Here is a 23770-nt window from a genome sequence, read left to right as displayed (position 1 = left end):
AAGAGTCAATGATCGAGACGTGCCACCTGCCGACTGCTAGGCTCGGCCTACCGCCGGCGCGAGCCCCTGACGCTCAAAGCTGTTCCGGCTAGCGAAACGAACCAACGCTGGTGTGAGGTACGCACGCAGCGTCGAACGAGGAGACGAAGCAATGTCCGATCAACTTCTTCGTGCAGTCCAGGGGGGCGTGCGCGCAGTCGATCTCGGTAGACAATTGAGGGTCGGGATGCCGCAGTCGCCCAATCATCCTCAGTTCTGGCACACCCTGCCGCGCAGACACGGCGACGTGACTCGGGCAGACGGCGGCAGCGCCGCGAACGACATGATCACCACCGGAACGCACGTGGGCACTCACATCGATGCGCTCGCCCACGTCAGCCACGACGGAAAGCTGCACGGCGGTGCCGATGCCGGGCAGTCGTGCCTGGGCGGCAAGTATGTCGAACACGGCGTCCACACCATCGAACCCATGATCCGCCGCGGCGTGCTGCTCGACATCCCGAGGCTCCTCGGTGTCGGTCGCTGCGAGGGCGGGTACGAGATCACCGTCGATGATCTGCAATCAGCATGTGCTGCAGAGAAAATCGAGATCGAACGCGGCGATGTCGTGCTGATTCGCAGCGGATGGGGGCAGTTGTTCGCCGAGGGATCGCCGTACGTCGGCGGCCCGTCCGGAGTCCCCGGAGTCGGAGAAGCAGGCGCGCAATGGCTGGCGGACAAGGGTGTACACGCTGCAGGTGCAGACACCATCGCGTTCGAGCGGCTCGCCCCCGGTGGTGGTCACGCTCTGCTCCCCGCGCACCGAGTTCTGTTGGTGGAGAGCGGTATCTACATCATCGAAGCACTCGACCTCGAAGAGCTTTCCCAGCAGGAACTGTTCGAGTTCACGTTCGTTCTCGTTCCCCTGAACATCTTCGGCGCAACGGGTTCACCGGTACGGCCGCTGGCGGTGACGTCCGCATGAGCGAACGCACACTCGCGCAGCACCTGGCGCGTTTCGCCGCGACCACCCGCTATCAGGATCTGCCCGACGCCGTCGTCACCTCGGTGGGGATGCGGGTGCTCGATACGCTCGGGATCGCGGTTGCGGCCACCGATCTCGAGACGAGCAAGGCCGCGACCGCATGGGCCCGCGAACAAGGCGGGGCAGCAACGGCATCCGCGGTCGGCCTCGACATCGCCCTCCCTCCGGCCCTCGCCGCTTTCGTCAACGGAGTGCTCGCACACTCACTGGACTTCGACGACACGCATCTTCCATCGATCCTGCATCCGAGCGCAAGTGTCGTGCCCGCGGCTCTTGCGGCTGCTCAGGAGCACGGTGCCGACGGTCGAGAACTCGTCCGCGGCATCGCGATCGGGCTGGAAGTGTGTGTGCGCATCGGTATGGCGGGGTTCGACCCGGAAACCAAGAACTCGGTGTTCTTCGAGCACGGACAGCACGCGACGTCCATCTGCGGTGCGATGGGTAGCGCTGTGGCTGCCGCTGTCATCGGTGGTGCGTCTGAGGAACAGATCGTCGACACGATGGGCATTGCGGCGTCGATGGCGTCGGGCATCATCGAGGCCAACCGCACCGGGGGCACCGTCAAGCGCATGCACTGCGGTTGGGCTGCGCATTCCGCGCTCTCCGCAGCAGGGCTTGCGCGACACGGGATCACCGGGCCGCCGACGGTCCTCGAAGGACGGTTCGGCTTCTTCCAGGCCTGGCTGCACGAGCCTGGCCGAGCCAACGAGATTCTGGACGGACTCGGCTCCGAGTGGGCCGTTCCCGGAATCTTCTTCAAGCCCTACCCCGCCAATCACTTCACCCACGCGGCGATAGACGCAGGAGCAGCGCTGCGGGCGAGAGGAATCCGGCCGGAGCAGATCGAGAAGCTCGAGCTGGGGGTGCCCGCAGCGAATCTGCGGACCATCGGTGAACCCATCGACGTCAAACGCACGCCCGAAACCGGGTACATGGCGCAGTTCAGCGGACCGTACGCAGTGGTGGTCGGCTTGCTCGGCGGGGGAGGACTCGGTGCTGCGCTCGAGGACTACACCGACGAGTTGGCGAAGTCAGCAGATCGGCGAGCTCTGATGGCCAAGGTCGACGTCGTTCCGAACCCGAAGTGCGACGCCATCTTCCCGCACCAGTTCCCGGCGGTGCTGACCGCAACTCTGACCGACGGAACAGTAGTGGTCGAAGAGGTGCTCACCACTCGTGGCGGACCCGAACGGCCGCTGTCGTTCGGCGAGGTCTCGACCAAGTTCACCAGCAATGCGGGGCCGTTCCTCTCCGACGTCGAGCTGAAGGAACTGGCCGGCCGATGCGATCGTCTCGGGGACCTGACCGACATCGGGACACTGCTCGCACCGTTGATCGACCTGAAATCGACCACGCAGCAATAGAACAGTCGTCCCACCGGCTCGGGCACCGTCACTCGTGTGCGGTGCCCGAGCTGCAGTTCGGTCGGTTCAGGCCCGGGCGAGGATTTCCCGTGCGCCCCGCACCACTGCCTCGTCGACGAATCGTCCGTTGTCGTCGACGGTCGGTCCTCCCCGAGACACCTCGTACAGCTCCACCAGTCGACGTGCTGTGGTGATGTCGTCCGAGGACGGGGTGAGCGCGGCATTGATGATCGGAACCTGACTGGGGTGCAATGCCGTCCGGCCGCGGAAACCCATCTGCACGAAACGGGCCGTGGTGCCGACGAACCCGTCCAGATCGCGAAAATCGGTCGACGTCGGGGCGATCGGTGCTGCCAATCCCGCAGCAGCACAATCGATCACGACGTTCAGCCGAAGCGCGTCGATCATCGATTCCGTCGATTCCGAACGGGTGATGCGCAGGTCCGCGAGGAGGTCGACTTCACCGATCCCGAATGTTCGCACTCTGTTGCATCGAGCCATCTGCGGCAGAGCACGCAAGGAGTGAGCCGTCTCGATCAGCCCGATCAGCTCGACCCCGAGCAGGTTGTGCTCGGTGAGCAATCGGTCTGCGCGCGTGAGTGACTCGACCGAACACTTCGCCACCATGATGCCGGTGACACCGCCTCCGGCGACGGCCTCGAGGTCCTGCGTCATGAATTCGGGGGTGATGCGAATCCAGATCTGGGTATCGGTCGACGGCGTCGAGGCCAACCACCCCGCGAGGTCGGCACGCGCTCGGTCTTTGTCCGCCAACGGAACCGCGTCCTCGAGGTCGATGATCACCGCGTCTGCGGCACCGCCAACGGCCTTGTCGAACAACTCGGGCTTGTTTGCCGGTACGTAGAGGAACGACCGGGCGGAGGTAGGGGTCATCGAGCTGCACGCGCTTCCAGGATGGTGGTGATCGACTGGGCCGCCGCGACGACCTGACCAGCATGAACGATGTGTTCGTCGTCCGCGGACGAGGAGTAGCGGAAAGCGGGGCCCGAGGAGCTGACCGATCCGAGTACGTGCCCTGCGGCGTCGAAGAACGGCGCGGCGATCGATGCTGCACCGGTGTTTCGCTCGTTCGTCGAGGTTGCGTATCCGTTGGTACGGATCTCTGCGAGGCGGGCGCGGAAGCGGGTCTCGTCGGCGTCGGGGGAACTGCTGCGGAGTTCCTGGAAGGCCTCGTCCGCGAATCGATCGGGGAGGAACGCCAAAATCGCTCGGCTCGAGGCTCCCGAGTGCAACGCGTACTGAGGGCCGATCTCGACCACCATCTTCACCTCCTGGGGGCTCTCGTACTGATCGAGATAGACACGACGGTGCCCCACGAGTACCGACAGCGTTGCGGTCTCGCGTGTGTTCGCGCGAAGCGCGCGCAGCACGGGAGCAGCGATCGACCGGACGTCGAGCTGGCTCCACGCCTTGGTGCCGAGTCCGATCGCCGCCGGGCCGAGGGAATACGTCGACTCGCCCGCAACCGGCTGCACGATCGACCGCGATGCCAGCGACTGCAGAATGCGGTGCACCACAGCCTTGCTCAGGTCGAGAGTGCGAGCGATCTCGGACACGCCCAGTGCCCGATCGGATTGTGCGAAGGCGATGAGCACATCGGCGACACGATCGGCGGACTCTGTTCCCGTCGACGTCTCCAGTGCAGGCCTGCTGACCATAAGTGTCACCTTTCGGATGTGCGTGCGTTCCGCTGAGCGAACCATACCCGTAACAAGAAATTGACGGAAGAGCCTGTTCTGAGGCCGTGATGCGTGCCATACTCGACTTCAGCGAGATCAATCATCAATCTGATGGTGCGCTCAGCGGAACGGTAGGTTCCGCCCAGTGGTTCGACTCGGCGCCGATGGGCGCGGAAGGCAGACTCAACAATGAAGAAGCTCGTAGGCGTGCTGACAGCCGTTGCAGTCGTGGGTGCGGCAGCATGTGGCTCCTCCACCGGCTCGGACGACTCCGGCCCCATCAAGATCGGATCGGTTCATCCCACCACCGGAGCTCTGGCGGGAGTGGGCGGGCTGATGAACGACGGTGCTGCCCTCGCCGTGGCCGATATCAATGCAGCAGGCGGTATTTCGTCCATGGACGGTCGGCAGTTGGAGTTGGTGTCGGGCGACAGTCAGGGCAAAGCAGAGGTCGGACAGAGTGAGGCGCAGCGGCTGATCGACGACGGCGCGGTGTCGCTCATCGGCACGTACCAGAGCGACGTCACACAGAACGTCGCCTCGGTTGCCGAGCGATCGCGGGTTCCGCTCGTGATCGATGTGGCGGTGGACGACAAGATCCTCGACCAGGGTTACCAGTACTCCTTCCGTATGCAGCCGAATGCGTCCAGCATGGGAACCGACGGTGCCAAGGCGCTCGCCGCGATCGAGGAGCAGACCGGTCAGCCGATCGACCGCGTCTCCTACCTGCACATCGAGGGATCCTTCGGAGACAGCGTCTTCAACGCATTCGAGGCCGAGGCCGCGAACCAAGGAATCTCGTCGGTGCAGGAAATCACCTACCCGGCAACGAATTTCTCCGACGCCACCACTCAGGTGCGTGAGGCTGCAGTGTCCAACCCCGACGTCATCGTCGCCACCGGCTACTACCCGGACGGGCTGCTGATCGCACGTGCGGTCGAGCAGCTGAACCTGAACGTCAAGGGCGTCTACGGAATTGCCAACGGCGCGTTCGACGACAGCTCGTTCCCCAATGACGCAGGTGCGGCAGGGGAGGGCGTGTTGAGCGCCAACTACCACTTCGACGCCACCAGCGACCGCGTCACCGACATCCGCTCGCGGTTCGAGGCCGAATACGGACGCCCGATGGAGACCGCAGCAATGCTGTCCTACCAGGCAGTCGAGGTCATCGCGGCCGGACTGAACGACGGTGCGTCGAGTGATCCCGAGGATCTGCGCGACGCCATCTCCGGCGTCTCGATCGAGGATCCGCTTCTCGCGTTCAACGGACCGATCGAGTTCGACGAGACCGGCCAGAACAAGAACGCCACCGTCATCGTCATGCAGGTTCGCGACGGTGCAGTCGCTCAGGTCTTCCCCGAGGAGTTCGCAACGGACGCAATCCAGTTCCCCGCGGGAGCCGGCCAGTGACGGCCGCTACCTCGACCGCAGAGAAAGCGGGGAACAAAGGTCTCGCGGGGCTCAACCCCGGTATCCCGGTCGCAGCAGCGATCGTCGTCATCATGGCGGTGATCTACCTCGTCGGTGGAAAAGACCAGGGCCTGGTCACGCAGTCGGTCGTCTCCGGACTCCTTCTCGGCGGTGTGTACGCACTGATCTCCGTCGGCCTGACGCTCATCTTCGGTGTCCTCGGAATCGTGAACTTCGCCCAGGGCGCGATGCTGACGATGGCGATGTACATCGTCTACGCGTTGTCCACCGCCGGGCTGCCGGTCTACGTTGCAACACTGGTCGCCGTTCCGGTGATGTTCCTGTTCGGCATGGTCGTCCAAGCAACACTGTTGACGAAACTGACCATCAGCGGCAGTCACGACGGCCCGCTCCTGGTCACCCTCGGCCTGTCGCTGCTGATCATCAACGTGCTGCTGATGATCTTCGGTGGGCGACCGCAATCGGTGCAGGCTCCGATCGACGGTTCCCTCGACGTGCTCGGTGCAGTCGCGTCGTGGCCGCGAGTGATCGCGTTCATCGGGGCTGCGTTGGTCGCCGTCGCGCTCACCGCGGTACTGAAGCGGACGCCGCTCGGATTGTCCATCCGCGCAGTCGCATCCAACTCCGAGGGAGCCAAGCTCGTCGGCGTCGACATCGGTCGGGTCTACGCGCTCACCTTCGGTATCGGCGCAGCCTGCGTCGCGGTCGCAGGCGGGTTGATGACACCGTTCACCAGCCTGACGCCGTCGGTCGGAGAACAATTCACCATCCTGGCGTTCGTCATCGTGGTTCTCGGCGGACTCGGAAGTGTCGTCGGAGCCATGGTCGGTGGCCTCGTCATCGGACTCGTGCAGACCGTCGGCGCCCTGTATCTCCCCGGAACAGGTTCGCTGATCCTGGTATTCGCGGTGTTCGTTCTCGTTCTGTTTCTCAAGCCCGAAGGATTGTACGGAGCGCGCCGATGACTACGACAAGAAGCGCACCCACACCGGTGCAGCACGATCCGCGGTTGAAGGACACGTGGCTACGCCGCCAATTGATCACGCTGGTCATCGGATTCGTCGTCGTGGCGGCATTGCCGCTGCTCCTCGGCGAGCAGGCCCAGACGGTTGCCGTGCGCACGCTCATCTTCGCCGTGATGGCCGTGGCGTGGAACATCATGAGCGGGTTCGGCGGCATGTTCAGTTTCGGCCACGCCGCGTTCTTCGGAATCGGTGCGTACTCCGGTGCGTATCTTCTGGTCGAGCACGGAATTTCCCCGTGGATCTCGATGGTGGTCGCGGCAGTCCTCTCGGCCACGGTGGGCACACTCATCGCCTACCTGTGCCTGCGCTACCGACTCGCCGGGTCGTATTTCGCACTGGCGACATTCGCCTTCGCACAGATGTTTCTGCTGCTCGTGCAGAACCTCGAGGTGTTCAACAAGACCGAGGGCTTCAATGTGCCCATCCTGCCGCGTGATTCGTGGTGGATGCTGCAGTTCGAGAAGGGCAGCCCCAATTACGTCTGGATTCCGCTGGTCATTCTGACGCTCGCGGTTCTCGGCACCATCTTCTACACCCGTTCCCGGGCAGGGCAGTTCGTCCAGGCCACCCGCGACGACGAGACCGCTGCAGCCTCGCTCGGTATCGACACGATGAAGTATCGGTTGATCGCCGTGGCGGCGAGTTGTGCGCTGACCGCCGTAGCCGGGGTCTACTACACGCAGTACTACTTCTTCGTCGGTCCCGAGCAGGCCTTCGGTTCGGCGGTCTCCGTCGAAGCGATCGTGCCGGCCGTCATCGGCGGCATCGGAACGATCTGGGGCCCGGTCATCGGTGCCGCCGTGATCGGGCCGCTGTCGGAGTTGATCAACGAACTGCTCAGAAACCCACCCGCCTTCCTCGAATTCCTGCAGGGAACAATCGGATTGGACGTCGCCGCGTACTCGGTGATTCTGATCGCGATCGTGATCTTCCTGCCCAAAGGAATCTTCGGCACGATCCGTGAGAGGTGGAACCGATGAGCTTGTTGACCATCGAGAACCTGAGCAAATCCTTCTCGGGAATCCACGCGGTCCGCGAGGTCAGCCTCGACGTGCCCGAGCACGAATTCCTCGGCATCATCGGCCCCAACGGGGCAGGCAAGACGACCCTGTTCTCCCTGCTGTCGGGTGAGCAGCCCCCGACAGCAGGCCGAGTGATCTTCGACGGTACGGACATCACCGGATGGCCGGCGAGCAAGATCGCGCGCGCCGGGCTGGTACGTACGTTCCAGCTCATGCGCCCCTTCGAGTCGATGTCGGTGCTCGAGAACGTCACCATCGCCGCACTGTCGAAGCGCAAGTCGCGCAAAGACGCCCGGCGGCACGCCCTCGACGTCCTCGACCGCGTGCAACTGTCCGATCAGGTCGGCGGCAAGGTCTCGACCATGTCGACGGCAGGATTGAAGAGACTCGAACTCGCTCGCGCCCTGGCCATGGAGCCACGCGTCGTGCTCCTCGACGAGGTTCTCGCCGGGCTCGTCCCGGCAGAGCGGGCACCGATGATCGAACTGCTGCGCACGGTGCATCAGCAGGGCCAGACGGTGCTCTTCGTCGAACACATCATGGCTGCGGTGATGGCCCTGTCCGAACGCCTGGTGGTCATGCACGAGGGGGCGGTGCTCACCTCGGGCGACCCGCGCACGGTGGTTGCCGACGACCGCGTCGTCGAGGCATACCTCGGTGAGGAGAAGACAGCATGATGCTCGAAATCGACAACCTGCACGCTGGATACCGCCGTCTGGAGATCCTGCACGGGGTGAACCTCTCGGTCGATCGGCACGAGATCGTCTCCCTGATCGGCGCGAACGGCGCGGGGAAAACGACCACGCTGCGTGCGCTCTCCGGCATGGTGTCCACGTCCGGTGGCAGAATCATGCTGGATGGCAACGCGATTCACGGGATGCGGGCGGACCGGATCGTGCGAGCCGGGCTGGTGCACGTCGCCCAGGATCGGGCGTTGTTCGGCAGCCTCACCGTGGCCGACAACCTCGAGATGGGCGCGTACACCCAGAAGCGCAGCGGCGTGAAGGAATCCCTCGACCAGGTCTACGCCCTGTTCCCCATTCTCGCCGAACGACGAGAGCAGCGGGCCGACACCATGTCCGGCGGTCAACAGCAGATGCTCGCGATCGGCCGCGCCATGATGTCCAAGCCGCGAGTACTGACACTCGACGAACCGTCCGTCGGGCTCGCTCCCAAGCTGGCAGCTCAAGTGCTCGAGGCGATCGTGCGTATCCGCGACTCGGGTGTGACCGTACTGATCGTCGAACAGAACGCCGCGCAGGCACTCGCGATCTCCGATCGGGCCTACGTCATCGAGAGCGGGTCCATCGTGCTGACCGGCACCGGGCCCGAACTGGCACACGACGAGCGGGTCAAAGCTGCCTACCTCGGTATTTAGGAGTTCACCTCACATGCATCTCTTGGCTTTCACCCCGATCGACGTCCACGCGGCAGAACTGCAGCGCCGGCAGGATCGGTACGACCACCTTTCGCCCGCGGGGATCACCGTCGAGCTCCGCAATATCGGGCCCGACGCGCCGAGCGCACTGGATACCGAACTCGACGTCAGACGGTCGGAACAGGTGCTGTCACAGGCCTTTCGTTCCGTGCTGGACACGCACGCCGACGGGTTTCTGCCCGACTGCGTGCTCGACCCCTGCGCCGAGGAAGCGGATTCGTTCGTTCGGCCGCTCTACGGCCTCACCCGGCTGACGGCCTCGTTCTATGCCTCCCGGGGGCACCGGATCGGTGCACTGGCGAGAAACGACGCGATCGCTGCGGAACTGGACCGCCGACTCGGGTTCTACGGGATCGTCGCCGAGGCCACCGAAGTACTCGGGCTCGGTGTGCACGACATCGCAGACACCGGCACCTGGGGGAGAGCGGTCTCCGAACACGCGGGCAAGCTCCGCTGCACCATCGCCATCAATGCTTGCTCTGCAGTCGATCTCGTCGATCCACCGACGTCACCGCAGGTGGTGGCCCCGACCGGCACGGCGTTGCGGCTGCTGGGTCTGCGTTCCGAGCTGCAGGTCTCCGCGTGAGCGAAGACGGACCCGACCTGGTGGTGGCAGGCGCGGGCGGTGGCCTCGTCGCTGCTCTGCGTGCAGCCGAGCTGGGGCTCGACGTGCTGGTCGTCGAGGCCAGTGCGCACTTCAAGCGGGGCAACAACACGGCGATGTCCACGGCCATGATCCCCGGTGCCGGCTCACGGTGGCAGCGTGCGGCCGGAATCGATGATTCGCCGCAACAGTTCCTGGACGACGTCCTGCGCAAAACGAAGGGCACTGCCGATCTGCGGCTGGCGTCCACCCTCGCCGATGTCAGTGCGCCGCTGGTGGAATGGCTCGCCGATCACGTGCAGCTGCCCCTCACGCTCGTCACCGATTTCGCATACCCCGGCCATTCGCAGTTGCGTTGTCACACGGTCGAAGGCCGTCACGGCAGTGGGATGCTCGAGCACCTCGCGCGAGCGGTCGCCGCCGAGCCGCGCATCGACATGCTGATGCCCGCCCGGCTGACCGATGTGTCCGTCGATTCCGACGGGGCCGTCGACGGCGTGACGATCACGATGCCCGACGGCAGCGTCGACCGAGTTCCGACGCGCGCAGTCCTGTTGGCCACCAACGGCTACGGTGCCAACGCAGAGTTGGTTGGGGAGCACGTGCCGGAGATATCCGCGGCGCGCTATCACGGAAGTGAGCACTCCGTCGGTGACGCGCTGACCATCGGGCGCCGTCTCGGTGCCGATTCGGCGTATCTGGATGCGTACCAGGGACACGCGGCACTCTCGAAGCAGGCAACGACGCTCGTCGGATGGGCGACGGTGATGCACGGCGGCGTCGTGCTCGACGCATCCGGGCACCGGTTCGGTGACGAGACGACCGGGTACTCCGAGTACGCAGCCATTCTGGCCGCCAGGCCGGGCTCGGAGGGCTGGGTCGTCATCGACCGCGAGATCTACGACAAGTGCCTGTCGTTCAAGGACTTCCAGCAGACCGTCGACTCGGGTGCCGCGGTGTGGGCCGACGATGCGGACGGCCTTGCTGCCGCAACCGGGCTCCCACCTGCGGCAGTGGCGGAGGAGCTGGCCGCTGTGGAAAGGTATGCACGGGGAGAGGCGTCGGATCCTTTCGGCCGCAGCTCTTTCGAGCATTCGCTCACCGGACCGTACGCAGCCATCAAGATCGTGCCCGCGTTGTTCCACACCCAGGGCGGGCTCGTCGTCGACGAGAACGCACGTGTTCTCCGCACCGACGGTTCCGCCATCACCGGTCTGTTCGCCTCGGGCGGTGCCGCAATGGGCATCTCCGGCCACGGTGCTGCCGGGTATCTCGCGGGGAACGGACTGCTCCCGGCGCTCGGACTCGCATACCTCGCGGCAAGTTCGCTTCGAACAACCCAACTCTTGTGAAAAAATTCGAAAGGACCACCATGTCAACGCTGTTGATCACCAATGCGCGCGTAGTTCGACCAGGATCCGACGCCCCCGACGAGGGCGAGTTTCTGGACCTGCTGATCGAAGACGGCAAGTTCACTCGCATCGAAGCGAATATCGATGCCTCGGCAGCGGATACCGTCATCGACGCGGCCGGCAAGGTCGCGTTCCCGGGTGTCGTCGACGCACACCAGCACTGGGGCATCTACAACTCCCTCGGTGACGACGCCGAGACCGAGTCGCGGGCGTGTGTCCAGGGCGGCGTCACCACGTCGCTGTCCTACATGCGGACCGGGCAGTACTACATGAACACCGGTGGTTCGTACGCGGATGTGTTCCCCAAGGTCCTCGAGGCCACCGAGGGACGCCCCTACGTCGACTACGCGTACCACCTCGCGCCGATGTCGAAGGAACACATCGACGAAATCCCCGCGCTCATCGCAGATCACGGCGTCACGTCGTTCAAGATCTTCATGTTCTACGGCAGCCACGGGCTGCACGGCCGGTCCACCGATCAGAGCGAATTCCTCATGACACCCGAGGGAGAGCGATACGACCTGGCGCACTTCGAGTTCGTCATGCGCGGCATCCAGGCTGCCCGAGAGCAGATGGGCGACAAGGCCGATCACATCTCGCTGTCGCTGCACTGCGAGACCGCGGAGATCATGAGCGCGTACACCAAGATCGTCGAAGAGGAAGGCACTCTCGAGGGCCTCGCGGCCTACAGTGCGTCGCGGCCGCCGCACTCCGAGGGCCTCGCCGTCACCATCGCGTCGTTCCTCGCCGACGAGACGCAGCTGCCCAACATCAACCTGCTGCACCTGTCCTCGCGCAAGGCGTTGACCGCGGCGATGCGGATGGCAAAGGCGTTCCCGCACGTCAACTTCCGCCGCGAGGTCACCATCGGGCACCTGCTGGCCGACATCGACACCGCCTACGGACTCGGCGGCAAGGTCAACCCGCCGCTGCGCCCGCGCGACGACGTCGAAGCACTGTGGGAGCACCTGCTCGCCGGTGACATCGACTGGGTCGTCAGTGATCACGCCTGCTGCAAGGACGAGAAGAAGTTCGCCGAGGACCGGGACGACATCTTCGCCGCGAAGTCCGGCTTCGGTGGTGCGGAATACCTGCTGCCCGGTCTCGTCAGCGAAGGACGCAAGCGCGGCCTGAGCTGGCGTCGTATCGCCGAGCTCACGTCACTGAACCCGGCCCGCCGTTACGGGCTGCCGGGCAAGGGAGACATCGCAGTCGGCATGGACGCAGACATCGCCCTCATCGACCCCGATCACACCTGGACCGTGCGCCCGGAGGATTCCGAGTCGGCTCAGGAGTACACGCCGTTCGAGGGATTCGAGCTCGGTGCCAAGGTGACCGACACGTTCGTCCGTGGTCAGCGGGTACTCGCCGACGGTGCCGTCGCCGGTGCTCCCGCAGGCCGCTACCTGCACCGTCCGTACCTGTGACGGGCCCACTGGAGGGCATCAAGGTTCTCGACATCTCGACGATCCTCGCCGGGCCCCTCGTCGCGCAGATCCTGGGCGACTTCGGGGCAGAGGTCATCAAGATCGAGCACCCCACCAAGCCCGACGGGATGCGCGGGCACGGTCTTGACAAGGACGGTCACCCACTGTGGTGGACGATGATCGGTCGCAACAAGCGGACGATGACCCTCGACCTCGGAAGCGCGCAGGGCGGAGCGCTCTTTCGCCGCCTCGCCGCGGAGGCCGACGTGGTGGTCGAGAACTTCCGGCCCGGGACCCTCGAACGCTGGGGGCTGGGATACGACGTGCTCTCCGAGCTCAACCCGGGTCTGATCCTGTTGCGTGTCACCGGCTTCGGTCAGACCGGACCGTACGCCACCAGGCCCGCCTTCGGCACGCTCGTCGAATCGATGAGCGGGTTCGCGCACCTGACCGGTGAAGCCGACGGGCCGCCGACACTTCCGGCGTTCGGATTGGCCGATTCCCTCGCTGGGATCGCGGGCTCGTCGGCGGTGTCGATGGCTCTGCTGCACCGCACCAACAACGGCGGCATCGGCCAGCAGATCGATCTGGATCTGTTGAGCCCGATCATGGCCGCGGTCGGGCCGGGCGTCATCTACGCCGACCAGCTGGGGATCGATCAGGAGCGAACCGGGAACCGGTCCAGCAACAACGCGCCCCGCAACCTGTACAAGACCGCAGACGGGCATTGGTTGGCCATCTCCACGAGCGCCAATTCGATAGCCGAACGCGTGCTCGTGCTGGTGGGTCACCCCGAAGTGCTCGACGAACCGTGGTTCGCCACCGGGCGTCAGCGCGCCGCCCACGCGGACCTGTTGGACGAGTACGTCGGCGGCTGGATCGGCGAACGGACGAAGGACGTGGTGATCGACGAGTTCGAGAAGGCAGGGGCCGCAGTCGCTCCCGTCTACAAGCCGAGCGATCTGTTGTCCGATCCACAGGTCAACGCCATCGAGATGGTGACGTCCGTCGAGGACGACGACCTCGGTCCCGTCCGGATGCAGAACGTCATGTGGCGAATGGGTGGCAGCCCCGGCCGCATCAGGTACACCGGCCGCAAGCACGGGGCCGACACCGACGAGGTGCTCACCGAAATAGGCTGCAGCGCCGACGAAATCGAGGCCATGCGGCGCGACAGCGTCGTGTAGAGCACGGCCAGTGCCCGGCAACGGTCCCCTTCGGCAGCACTGCCGAAGGGGACCGTTGCCGATGGACGCGCCATCGGGCCGGTCCTCGGGACACACTGAAATCTGTTGCACGACGACGGAAGGCCGCCGTGGCCGGCTGACGCGTTACCCCATCGTCGCCGGGTTCACGCCGGAACCTGCCTCACCACATCGGAAGGCCGCCGTGGCCGGCTGACTCGATACCCCATCGTCGCCGCGTGCGCGCCGGAACCTGTCTCACCACATCGGACGGCGGACTTGGCCGATTAGCGCCTTACCCCATCGTCGCCGGGCTCACGCCGGAATCTGCTGCAGTGCAGCGGAAGGCGGCCGTGGCTGGCTGACGCGTTACCCGATCGTCGCTGGGTTCACGCCGGAATCTGCTGCACCACTGCGGCGACGGCTTCCACCTGGTCCGCGATGCGGGGACCCCACCGACTCGACAGGTCCTCGTCCATCGGGAAGATCCTGCCGTCTCGGACGGCGGTCATCGATCCCCACCCCGGTCGGGCTGCAACCGATTCGGCTGTGACGCCGCAGCATTGGGCGTCGGCGAGGAACACGACATCGGGATCCGCGGTGATCACCGATTCGGCGGACAGCTGGGGGTAGTCGCCTGCGCCGGAGCCGTCGGCGATGCTCGTCAGGCCGAACAGACCGTAGATCTGGCCGACGAAGCTCGCGCTCGACACCGTGTACAGGGTGTCGTCGAGTTCGTGGAAGTACGTCAGGGGCTCGTCGCGCGCGGGGACGCTCGCCACGGCCGCATCGATTCGGTCGCGCATCTCTGTGACCACCGCGTCGCCTTCGGCGTCGTGCCCGGTCGCGTCCGCGACGAGCTCGATCTGCGAGTACGCGTCGTCGAGGCTCGTTGCGGCCGGGACGAGCAGCGTCGGGATACCGGCCTCGGCCAGAGTGGACGTCACCAGGCCGAGGTCGGTGGAGGTGATCACCAGATCGGGGTCGTACGCGACGATCGCCTCGAGGCTCGGCGTGAACGCCGACAGCCCGGTCTTCGGTGCGTCGGCGGGATAGTCCGACTGATCGTCGACGGCCGCCACCTGCTCGCCGGCCCCGACGGCGTACAGGGTCTCCGTCGCCGTCGGGCTCAGCGAGACGATCGAACGAGGCATCGCGTCGATGGTGACGGTCCCGCCGTCCGTGCCCGACGCGATCGTCCTCGGGAACTCCCCGCTCGACGCCGTGGCCGAGGTGGTCGCCGGCGGGGAGTCGGCCGTCGTGCTGCCGCAGCCGGTCGCGACCAGCGCGACGACCGCGAACCCTGCTGAGATCATTCGTGCCGATCGACGCTGCACTGCCACTCCTGTGTGTCCGATGCCCCTGGAGCGCCAACACTATCGGGTGGTGGTCACCGGCCCAGGCTCCGTGCCAGGTACGTGCCGGTGTGGGTGTTCGAGACCACCAACTCGTCGACGGTCCCGGTGAAGGTGATCAGACCGCCGTTGTGCCCGCCGTCGGGGCCGAGGTCGATGACCCAGTCCGCGGCGGCGATGACGTCGAGGTTGTGTTCGATGACGATCACAGACCTGCCCTCGTCGACCATCCCGGACAGCAACGCGATCAGGTTCGACACGTCCGACGGATGCAGACCGGTCGTCGGCTCGTCGAGGACCAGCACCGGTGACGACCCGACCAGTTCGGTGGCGAGCTTGAGCCGTTGGCGTTCGCCGCCGGAGAGCGAGGACAGGTTCTGGCCGAGCGAGAGGTAGCCGAGCCCGACGTCCCGGCACCGGCGGAGGATGTCGCGGATCTTCTTGACCTCGAAGAAGTCCTGAGCGTCCTCGACGGACATCTCGAAGATATCGGCGATGCTGATGCCCTCGACGGTATGCCGGATCGCGCCCGACCGAAATCGCCTGCCCTGGCACGTCTCGCAGGTGCTCGTCACCGGGTCGGTGAACCCGAGATCGGTGAAGATGACACCGCTGCCCTGGCAGTCGGGGCACGCGCCGTCGGAGTTGGGGGAGAACAGCGACGGCGGCTGGCCGGTCTTCTTGGCGAAGTACGCGCGGATCGGATCGAGCAGACCGGTGTACGTCGCGGGGGAGGAGCGCCGCGATCCGCGGATGGGTGCCTGGTCGATGATGACGGCGTCCGGTGCGGCCTCACGGAGGTGCCCGTGGATGAGACTCGACTTGCCGGAACCGGCGACGCCGGTGACGGCGGTCAGGACTCCGAGCGGAATGTCGACGCTGACGTCGCGCAGATTGTGGGTGCTGGCTCCGGTGATGCTCAGCCAGCCCGAAGGGTTTCGGGGAGTGTGCAATTCGACATCCTCGCGCCGCAGCGCGGCACCGGTCCTGGTGTCGGCGTCGCGCAGCTCGTCGTAGGTTCCCTCGAACACGACCGTGCCGCCGGCCTTTCCCGCGCCGGGGCCGATCTCGACGATGCGGTCGGCGATGGCCATGACCTCGGGGTCGTGCTCGACGACGAGGACGGTGTTGCCCTTGTCGCGCAGCGCGAGCAACATGTCGTCGAGGCGGTGGACGTCGCGGGGGTGCAGGCCTGTGGTCGGTTCGTCGAAGACGTAGAGCATGTCGTTGAGGGTCGCTCCCAGGTGCCGGACCATCTTGATGCGCTGGGATTCACCGCCCGACAGCGACGACGTCGCGCGGTCCAGGCTCAGATAGCCGAGACCGAGATCGACGAGTCTTCGCAGCTGCGTGACGATTTCGGCGGTGACGGTGCCCAGGCCGTCGATCTTCCACCCGTCGATGCGGTCGGCGAGCTCGGACACCTGCATCGCGAACGCGTCGGGCAGCGACAGGCCCTCGAGGGTCGCGCCGCGGATGGTCTCGTTGTATCGGGAGCCGCCGCAGGATTCACAGACGCCGCGCGTGACGATGCGTTCGAACGCGAGCTTGGCCTTGCCCTTCAGGGCGTCGGCGTCCTTGGCCAGGTAGCTGCGCCGGAACCGGGACACGATCCCCTCGTAGCTCTTCATGACGGCATCGGGGTTCAGTACCTCGAACTCGCCGGGTTTCGCGTCGAAGAACATGTGGCGCTCGCGGGCGGAGTACTGCTCGATCGGGACGTCGAGATCGAACAGGCCCGAGTCGGCGAACACCCGATACGGCCATTTGCCGACCTCGAAGTCCGGATGCTTGAACGGCCCCTCGCGCAAGGACTTCGACTCGTCCACCAGTTCGCCGAGGTCCACGACCTTCGCCTCGCCGAGCCCCTCGCACTCGAGGCACATGCCGGCCGGGTCGTTGAACGAGAACGCGTTCGCGAAGCCGATCGTCGGGGTGACGCCGCGGGACCAGAGCATGCGCAGCCAGTCGCCGATGTCGGTGATGGTGCCGACCGTCGACCGCGGGCCGCCGAACAGACGCTTCTGGTCGACGATCACGACGGCCGACAGGTTGGCGATGAGATCGGCGTCGGGACGGCCGTAGGACGGAAGGAACGTCTGCGCGAACGCGGTGAACGTCGAGTTGATCTGCCGTTGAGCTTCGGCAGCGATGGTGTCGAAGACGAGTGATGACTTCCCCGACCCTGAGACGCCCGCGAAGACGACGAGCGAGCGTTTGGGCAGGTCGAGGTTTACGTCGCGGAGATTGTTCTCGCGTGCTCCGCGAACGAGGATGGTGGACAGTTCGTCGATGGATGGCTGAGTCGGTGTCGTCGGCTGGGCCTGGGTCATGTGCGCTTCGGTCGCCTTTCGCCGCCCCCGACGCTGGTTCGCCCGGGGCCGACGCAGCTTACCGTACGGTGTACGGAAACGCCACCGATGGACGGGAAGTAACAGACTTACCGGTCTGGCGATCTCTCATGGGTACCGGTTGCGCCAGGCCATCGGTCGGTCGAAGGGTTTTCATGACGAGCAGTAGTCGTTCCCGCGTGCACTCGGTCCTCGCGCTTGCCCTTCCTGCGCTCGTCCTCGCGGGCTGCGGATCCACGGACTCCGCCGAGCCCGAAGTTCGGACCGTGACCGTGACCGTGACCGTCGAGGCGACCACGCCCGCACCGACGCCGGTCGACAGGATCGTTGTCCCGGACACCACCGCGTCCGAGCCGCCCACGGCAGAGCCCGTCCTCGCCGCCATGCCTTCGGTCGTGTGCATGAACTTGCAGTCCGCCCAGAACGCGATCCAGGCGGCGGGGATCTTCTACTCCCGGAGCGTCGACGCGTCCGGTGCGAGCCGGATGCAGGTCAACGACTCGAACTGGATTGTTGTGGCGCAGGATCCGCAAGCAGGGGTGCTCGTCGGTGAGGGTGATGCTCTGCTGTCCGCGGTGAAGATCGGGGAGCCGAACAACTGCTGATCTATCGGCGAATGCTGTGCTTGCCTGCCGGAGCTGGTTCCTGCTCGGTCGAGCTGTAGGCGAGGTGGCCTCCGATGAGACCGCCGACGCTGGCTGTTGCCAGACCGGCAGCGGCCAGGGCCTTGGCGATGCCATCGGTCTGCTTGCGGCGCCGCAAGTAGGAGCCGAGGAAGAGGAAGACGCCGGTCGCGTTGGACGCCGCGTGGATCATCCCGACGCGTCGCTGACGGGTGTTCATCGTCGACCAATCGGCCCATCCGGTGGCGATGGCTGCCGGCGCGGACACAAGCCCGAGGGAGATGACCAGCTTGCTCGCCCTGGACTGGTGGTTCAGCAGATCGAGGACGACGGCGCTCGTCCAGCTTCCGATGGTGACGTTGACGAGAGCCGGGTGGATGGGGTGACCGATCCACCGGCCGCGTAGACCTGCGCCGACGGCGGTGTCGTCCAGTGCGGGTTTCAGGACACTGTTGATCGCGTTGCTCGCTCCGTCGAGGAACGAGGCAGATTCGAGGCTGTCGAGGGCTTGTTTCGCTGTCATGCCTTGCCGCATGCCCCAATGGCATCGATCGAACCCTGAGGGCAGCCAAACACGGCACGAGATGCTTGGACGTCCTATAACGTCGGGTGATGAGCAGCGGAACACGAGTGAACACCGTCGACGGCGTCCTTCGACGGTCTGCCGCGAAATTCCCGGACCGTCTTGCGGTGACATTCGAGGGACGCAGTTATACCTATTCAGAACTCGATACCGCGGTCACTCGCGCCGCTCGACGACTGATCGCGTTGGGATTGAACAAGGGTGACCGAGTGGCGGCGTACGGCGTCAACTCCGACGCGTACGTCGTCGCGTTCCTTGCTTGTGCGCGAGCCGGATTGGTGCACGTCCCGATCAACTACGCGCTCGTGGGCGACGAATTGCAGTACCTGTTGCAGCAATCGGGTTCTCGGGCGGTGTTGGTCGACCCGGAGTTGGCGGGCACGCTCGATTCGGTTCGCGGCAAGCTGAGCATCGAGCACGTGGTCGCCCTTCCCGATGTGCTGGGAACGGACGGCGACGGCTCCGAACTCGAACCAGTCGCCGATGCGACCGACCTCGCTCAGTTGCTCTACACCTCCGGGACGACGTCGAAACCCAAGGGCGCGATGATGTCTCACGGCGCACTGGTCGCCGAGTACGTCTCGTGCGTCATCGCGCTCGGGTTCACCCAGGACGACGACCCGCTGCTGGTGATGCCGATGTACCACTCGGCGGGGATGCACGTCTTCATGCTGCCGTACCTGTCGGTGGGTGCCACGGTCCGCTTGATGCGCAGGCCCGACGTTCCGGAGATCCTGCGCCGCATCGAAGCGGAGAAGATCAAGTCTTTGTTCCTGGCGCCGACGGTGTGGGTTCCGCTCGCCAATCACCCCGATCTGGCGACGCGCGATCTCTCGTCGCTGAAGAAGGCGCACTACGGGTCGTCCATCATGCCTGTCACCGTGCTCACTCGGCTGCGTGAGCGGTACCCGGACATCGAGTTCTACAACTGCTTCGGGCAGTCCGAGATCGGGCCATTGGCAACGGTATTGCAGCCCGAGGAGCACGAGGCGCGGCCGGCGTCGTGTGGACGTGCGGTGTTCTTCGTCGAGACCCGCGTCGTCGATGCCGACGGCAATGATGTGCCGGACGGCGAGCCCGGTGAGATTCTCTACCGTTCTCCTCAGCTGTGCGACGGCTACTGGGACAAGCCGGAGGCGACGGCAGATGCGTTCTCGGATGGGTGGTTTCATTCCGGTGATTTGGTGACACGCGACGCCGAGGGGTTCATCACCGTGGTCGACCGGATCAAGGATGTCATCAACACCGGCGGCATCCTCGTCGCGTCACGCGAGGTGGAGGATGCGATCTACACCCATCCGGCGGTCGCCGAGGTCGCGGTGATCGGGATGCCCGACGACAAGTGGATCGAGGCGGTGACGGCCGTCGTCGTGCTCAAGGACGGAAGTGAGCTGTCGTCTGAGGTGTTGATCGACCACGTGAAGGGTCGGATAGCGCCGTTCAAGGTGCCCAAGACCGTCACCTTCGTCGACGAACTGCCGCGCAATCAGAGCGGAAAATTGCTCAAGCGTGAGCTGCGCAGCTGACCTGTTGTCAGGCTGCGCGACGTTTTCGGCGGTGGTAGCTGGGGATGGGTTGTCGTGTGGCGTCGATGGATTCGGGTGGGATGGCGTAGGGGTGGCCGTCGTCGCCCATGAGCAGTTGCCAGTCGCCGTGGTGGACGAGGCGGTGGCATTCCCCGCAGACCAGCGCGAGGTTGTTCAGGTCGGTGCGGCCGCCGTGTTCCCAGAACTTCACGTGGTGGGCTTGGCACCACTGTGCGGGGCGGCCGCACATCACGCAGCATCGGTCGCGGATGGTCAGGGCGATGCGTTGGTCGTCGCTGGCAAGTCTGGTGCTGCGGCCGAGGGCGAGCGGGACGCCGTGGTGGTCGACGATGACCGGGGTGAGGTCGGCATCGCAGGTGAGAAGTTCGGCGAAGGCGCGGCTCATCGGCCCGGTCCAGTCGAAGTGGAACGGCCAGTCGGCATCACCGGGCTCAGGTGCAGACCTCTGCCCGCGATGGTCACCGGCACCAGCGCTGGGACCGACACGATCGCCGCGGGAATCACCGGTCCGTGAACCGGCACCGGCACTCTCACTCACGTGGTGCCCGCTGCCAGCGCGAGCAACGGGAGGCGTGTCGGCATCGCCGGTCCGTGAGTCGTCGCCGGCACCAGCACCGCTCCCGACGTCGTGCCCGCCGTCAGTGCCAGCCACGGGAGGCGTGTCGGTATCGCCGGTCCGTGAGTCGTCGCCGGCACCCGCGCCGCTCCCGCTGACGCGACGACCGTTGCCACGATCGGGACCGACGTCGGTATCGCGGGCTCGTGAACTGCCGCCGGCACCAGCATTGCTCTCGCCGGCGTGACTGCCGCCAGCACCACGATCGGGACCCGTGTCGGTATCGCGGGCCCGTGAGTTGCCGCCGGTACCGGATGCCGTCGAACCCGTTGTTGCGCTGTTCGGTTGCGTGTGTCCGCGGTCGGCGAGCAGGTTACGCAGCGGGACGATCAAGTGCACCGATGCCCGCAACCCGCCCGCCGATCCGCGGCCACCACCGCTCAGGTGCCGGTCGAGGATCCGATCGAGTGCATCGGCCCGCCGCTTCGACGGCCCACGTAGATCGCGTTCACCACCGGGGCCGGGCTGCGGCGCGGTCAACGCCGACAGCGCGGTGAGCAGCTTCTCGGCCAGGAGCCGGTCGACGTTGCCACCCATCTGGAAGCGGCCACTGGCAAGCGGGTGAACATCGAAACGGTTCAACTCCGGGTTCTCCGACACCGGTATCGGCGGCGGTCCAGCTGGAACAGGTTCCGGCCGAGCAGGTTCGGGCTCGCCCGAGCCAGCTGCGTCACACGCGTCAGCTCGGCTCGCACGGTCCCGCTCTTGCTCCCGCTCCTGTTCCCGCTCCTGTTCTTGTCGTTGCTTCTCTGCCTGCTCGTGGCGGGCTCTGGCGTCCTCGGCCGCGGAATGCGCCAGTGCCTGCGCGCGGGAGGCGACCTGCCCGGCGGTGCTGCGCATGGCGGTTTCGAGCAGTTCGGCGACGACAGCGTCGCGGCGTCGTTCGTCGAGGGTGGGGTCGGCGACCACCACGGTGGCGTAACCGTCGGCGATCGCCGAGGCGTGCGCGGCGTGGATGTCACCACCTGCGAGGGCACCCAACACGCTGGGCCGGTCGGTGAGCCACTGCCCCAGCTCCATCTGACGGGCCGCGGACCCGTCGGTGATGCGCACCGATCGCGCGTACCACCGGGTCACCGACGAGTAGCCGAGTTTCATCGCAAGACCGCGGCGGTCCATCTCCGCCAGCAGCGTCAATCGCGTTGCAGCGAGCTCGTTTTCGAGGGAGGACACGCCAGCGAGCTCGGAGACCAAATCCTGGTCACCGAGCCCGAACACATCCCCCCATGCCTTCACACCACGAAAGCTATACCCACCCACCGACAACTTCTGTGTCGCAGGTCAGCGCGTCCATCGGATGCGGATGGGCCCCTTCGCGGTCGACGGATCGACGACTGATCCTTTCTGGGTGATCTCGACTTCTCCCGCGTCGACCATCCGGCGGGCGGCGCGCCGAACCGGTTCCATCAACTCCCGCCAATTGTCGTCGGACAGTGCACGTGCGACGTCGGAAGGGCAGATGGTGGAGTCGCGGGATCGGGCGTCGAGCAGGGAACGGATCTTGTCTTCGAGTTCCTTGTCGGTGGTGCTCACCTTGTGCCGCCGGCATGCGTCGCTGCAGTACTTGATGTCATCCCAGTTCTTCTCCCACTTCTTGCGCCATTCGATTCGCCGTCCGCACGATGCGCAGACCTTGTCCGCGGGGTGAGCCGTGGGGGAGCGACGGGAATGAGCCATGCTTCGACAGTAACCTTCTCGCATGGCGATTCGACCCATCCTCGTTGCCGGCGACCCACGTTTGACGACCTGTGCCGCTCCCGTCACCGAGTTCGACGCAGAGTTGGCCGCGTTCGTGGAGGACCTGTTCGAGACCAACACTGCGGCGCACGGTGCCGGTCTTGCCGCCAACCAGGTCGGTGATCCGCGTGCGGTTTTCGTCTACGACCTCCACGACGGCGGAGTCCGTCATCGCGGGCACGCGTTCAATCCAGTGCTCGAGACGTCGGCGATCCCGGAGACGATGCCGGACCCCGAGGACGGTGAGGGGTGTCTGTCGGCCCCGGGGGAGCGGTACCCGACCGGCCGTGCGGACTGGGCCCGCGTGACCGGTGTCGATGTGGAGAACAACCCCGTATCCGTCGAGGGCCACGGCTACCTGGCGCGGTGTCTGCAGCACGAGTCCGACCATCTGGCCGGTCACCTGTACCTCGACCGTCTGATAGGCCGCAATCAGCGCGCAGCGAAGGAAATGATCAAGGCCCGAGGGTGGGTCGGACCCGGCAACAGTTGGCTGCCCGGATCCGACTCTGACCCGTTCGGGTGGTGACTAACAGACCCCGGTGACAGCGCACGCTGTCGAGCGTTCCAGCTTCCAACGGCCCTCGGAGACAACGAAGCCGATCGACGACACTCGCCCGACGGACGTTCCGCTCGCCTCGACCCGGCCGGGTGCGACGACGTCGATGTGGTCGATTGACGCCTCGGACATGATCCCACCGCTGTCGAAGACCGCAGCGTTGTCCTCGGCAGATCCCTCGAGCGCGTCGGAGCGGTCGGACCGCTCGGCGGTCCAGTCGAAGACGGTGCGGAAGATGGCGGTCGCCTCGTCCGGGGTCGGGATGGCGGAGGGTGCGACGGAGGGAGGAGGTGCCGGGAACGACGACGGCGCAACATTCACCGCCGCGTCGATGGTCGGCTCGGGTTGCGTTGCAGCGCAACCGGTGAGGGAGATGAGAGCCAGTCCGCACAGGACGCGGCCGGCGATCATCAGAACGGCTTGTAGACGTAGAGCGTCCGGTAGTCCCATTCCGACGATCCGGCCGGGATTCGAATCTGAGTGAGGACTCGCCCGCTCTGGGTGCACCAGCTCTGGCCGTGGAACGACGAGCAGTCGATCTGCTGGCTCGTGCCGAACGGGCTGACGATCAACGATTTGGCGCTCCCTGCACCGTATGCCGCAGGGTCGAAGGCGCTCACGAAGTTCGCGGTCGAGTCCTTGGGTCCGAACGGGTTGTCGTCGGGTGCTGCGGACGCTGTCGGCGCGACGAGCACTGCGCCGCCGATCGCCAGCGCGACTCCGGCGAGGACCTTCTTCAGCATGGTGGCTCCGTTCGTTTCGAGCGCG

General features: G+C 65.7%; 23 protein-coding genes and 1 pseudogene. 14 read left to right on the top strand and 10 right to left on the bottom strand.

Annotated elements, in window-relative coordinates; translation table 11 throughout:
- Window positions 1–151 precede the first annotated feature (151 nt).
- Window positions 152–964, top strand: coding sequence for a cyclase family protein (locus QM590_RS11275; protein WP_068051189.1), 813 nt, complete (start codon window positions 152–154; stop codon window positions 962–964).
- A complete protein-coding gene (locus QM590_RS11270; protein WP_269594892.1) occupies window positions 961–2388 on the top strand; it encodes an MmgE/PrpD family protein in 1428 nt (475 codons plus the stop codon). The genes QM590_RS11275 and QM590_RS11270 overlap by 4 nt, the downstream gene beginning before the upstream one ends.
- A gap of 66 nt (window positions 2389–2454) precedes the next feature.
- Here QM590_RS11270 and QM590_RS11265 read toward each other — a convergent pair whose 3' ends face one another.
- Window positions 2455–3282 carry an HpcH/HpaI aldolase/citrate lyase family protein gene (locus QM590_RS11265; RefSeq protein ID WP_269594893.1) on the bottom strand — a complete coding sequence of 276 codons (828 nt, stop codon included), beginning with the start codon at window positions 3280–3282 and terminating at the stop codon, window positions 2455–2457.
- Entirely contained in the window at window positions 3279–4067 is a 789-nt protein-coding gene (locus tag QM590_RS11260; protein WP_068051171.1) for an IclR family transcriptional regulator, read from the bottom strand. The genes QM590_RS11265 and QM590_RS11260 overlap by 4 nt, the downstream gene beginning before the upstream one ends.
- A gap of 210 nt (window positions 4068–4277) precedes the next feature.
- Between QM590_RS11260 and QM590_RS11255 the strand changes: the two genes are divergently transcribed.
- Genes QM590_RS11255 through QM590_RS11215 form a run of 9 tightly spaced genes read left to right on the top strand, consistent with a single transcriptional unit; the run spans window position 4278 to window position 13634 of the window.
- A complete protein-coding gene (locus QM590_RS11255) occupies window positions 4278–5498 on the top strand; it encodes an ABC transporter substrate-binding protein (RefSeq protein ID WP_269594894.1) in 1221 nt (406 codons plus the stop codon).
- Window positions 5495–6484: a branched-chain amino acid ABC transporter permease gene (locus QM590_RS11250; protein ID WP_094670731.1), complete on the top strand. Its 990-nt coding sequence runs from the start codon at window positions 5495–5497 to the stop codon at window positions 6482–6484. Before QM590_RS11255 ends, QM590_RS11250 begins: the two co-directional genes overlap by 4 nt.
- Complete coding sequence (locus QM590_RS11245; RefSeq protein WP_068047081.1) at window positions 6481–7524, top strand: branched-chain amino acid ABC transporter permease; 1044 nt, start codon at window positions 6481–6483, stop codon at window positions 7522–7524. Before QM590_RS11250 ends, QM590_RS11245 begins: the two co-directional genes overlap by 4 nt.
- Window positions 7521–8243, top strand: a complete 723-nt coding sequence (locus tag QM590_RS11240; protein ID WP_269594895.1) for an ABC transporter ATP-binding protein — start codon at window positions 7521–7523, stop codon at window positions 8241–8243. Before QM590_RS11245 ends, QM590_RS11240 begins: the two co-directional genes overlap by 4 nt.
- The gene (locus QM590_RS11235; protein WP_068047080.1) at window positions 8240–8944 is read left to right on the top strand and encodes an ABC transporter ATP-binding protein; all 705 of its coding nucleotides are present in this window, start codon (window positions 8240–8242) and stop codon (window positions 8942–8944) included. The genes QM590_RS11240 and QM590_RS11235 overlap by 4 nt, the downstream gene beginning before the upstream one ends.
- A gap of 13 nt (window positions 8945–8957) precedes the next feature.
- Window positions 8958–9590, top strand: a complete 633-nt coding sequence (locus QM590_RS11230; RefSeq protein ID WP_269594896.1) for a hydantoin racemase — start codon at window positions 8958–8960, stop codon at window positions 9588–9590.
- Entirely contained in the window at window positions 9587–10960 is a 1374-nt protein-coding gene (locus QM590_RS11225) for an FAD-dependent oxidoreductase (protein ID WP_269594897.1), read from the top strand. The genes QM590_RS11230 and QM590_RS11225 overlap by 4 nt, the downstream gene beginning before the upstream one ends.
- 20 nt (window positions 10961–10980) lie before the next feature.
- Window positions 10981–12447 carry a dihydroorotase gene (locus tag QM590_RS11220; protein WP_269594898.1) on the top strand — a complete coding sequence of 489 codons (1467 nt, stop codon included), beginning with the start codon at window positions 10981–10983 and terminating at the stop codon, window positions 12445–12447.
- Window positions 12444–13634, top strand: a complete 1191-nt coding sequence (locus QM590_RS11215) for a CaiB/BaiF CoA transferase family protein (RefSeq protein WP_269594899.1) — start codon at window positions 12444–12446, stop codon at window positions 13632–13634. The genes QM590_RS11220 and QM590_RS11215 overlap by 4 nt, the downstream gene beginning before the upstream one ends.
- A 386-nt stretch (window positions 13635–14020) precedes the next feature.
- Here the strand turns inward: QM590_RS11215 and QM590_RS11210 are convergent, their stop codons facing one another.
- Window positions 14021–14947, bottom strand: a complete 927-nt coding sequence (locus tag QM590_RS11210; RefSeq protein WP_269594900.1) for an ABC transporter substrate-binding protein — start codon at window positions 14945–14947, stop codon at window positions 14021–14023.
- A gap of 74 nt (window positions 14948–15021) precedes the next feature.
- A complete protein-coding gene (locus QM590_RS11205) occupies window positions 15022–17319 on the bottom strand; it encodes an ATP-binding cassette domain-containing protein (protein WP_269594901.1) in 2298 nt (765 codons plus the stop codon).
- Between the two features lie 173 nt (window positions 17320–17492).
- Here QM590_RS11205 and QM590_RS11200 point away from each other — a divergent pair, with 173 nt between their 5' ends.
- Window positions 17493–17942 (top strand): hypothetical protein, encoded by a 450-nt coding sequence (locus QM590_RS11200; RefSeq protein WP_269594902.1) that lies wholly within the window; start codon window positions 17493–17495, stop codon window positions 17940–17942.
- A 1-nt stretch (window position 17943) separates the two neighbouring features.
- On the opposite strand, the gene QM590_RS11195 is transcribed toward QM590_RS11200, so the two are convergent.
- Window positions 17944–18483, bottom strand: a complete 540-nt coding sequence (locus QM590_RS11195; RefSeq protein ID WP_094670739.1) for a DUF2231 domain-containing protein — start codon at window positions 18481–18483, stop codon at window positions 17944–17946.
- A gap of 89 nt (window positions 18484–18572) precedes the next feature.
- On the opposite strand from QM590_RS11195, the gene QM590_RS11190 reads away from it, so the two are divergent.
- On the top strand, window positions 18573–20069 hold the full coding sequence (locus QM590_RS11190) for an acyl-CoA synthetase (protein WP_269594903.1): 1497 nt from the start codon (window positions 18573–18575) through the stop codon (window positions 20067–20069).
- Window positions 20070–20076: 7 nt separating this feature from the next.
- On the opposite strand, the gene QM590_RS11185 is transcribed toward QM590_RS11190, so the two are convergent.
- From QM590_RS11185 to QM590_RS11175, 3 genes and pseudogenes are all read right to left on the bottom strand, one after another.
- Window positions 20077–21942, bottom strand: coding sequence for a DUF222 domain-containing protein (locus QM590_RS11185; protein ID WP_269594904.1), 1866 nt, complete (start codon window positions 21940–21942; stop codon window positions 20077–20079).
- Between the two features lie 45 nt (window positions 21943–21987).
- Entirely contained in the window at window positions 21988–22239 is a 252-nt protein-coding gene (locus QM590_RS11180; RefSeq protein WP_255183390.1) for a DUF3253 domain-containing protein, read from the bottom strand.
- Between the two features lie 15 nt (window positions 22240–22254).
- Window positions 22255–22383: pseudogene (locus QM590_RS11175) on the bottom strand (DUF2256 domain-containing protein); the annotation flags it as partial.
- Window positions 22384–22405: 22 nt separating this feature from the next.
- Here QM590_RS11175 and QM590_RS11170 point away from each other — a divergent pair.
- The gene (locus QM590_RS11170) at window positions 22406–22972 is read left to right on the top strand and encodes a peptide deformylase (protein ID WP_269594905.1); all 567 of its coding nucleotides are present in this window, start codon (window positions 22406–22408) and stop codon (window positions 22970–22972) included.
- Here the strand turns inward: QM590_RS11170 and QM590_RS11165 are convergent, their stop codons facing one another.
- On the bottom strand, window positions 22973–23452 hold the full coding sequence (locus tag QM590_RS11165) for an MTB12 C-terminal domain-containing protein (protein WP_269594906.1): 480 nt from the start codon (window positions 23450–23452) through the stop codon (window positions 22973–22975).
- Window positions 23413–23745 carry a hypothetical protein gene (locus tag QM590_RS11160; protein WP_269594907.1) on the bottom strand — a complete coding sequence of 111 codons (333 nt, stop codon included), beginning with the start codon at window positions 23743–23745 and terminating at the stop codon, window positions 23413–23415. The genes QM590_RS11165 and QM590_RS11160 overlap by 40 nt, the downstream gene beginning before the upstream one ends.
- Window positions 23746–23770: the final 25 nt, after the last annotated feature.

It is taken from the genome of Rhodococcus sp. IEGM 1372 (genome assembly GCF_030056835.1).
Taxonomy (GTDB): domain Bacteria; phylum Actinomycetota; class Actinomycetes; order Mycobacteriales; family Mycobacteriaceae; genus Rhodococcoides.
This window is presented reverse-complemented; position numbering and strand designations above follow the sequence as displayed.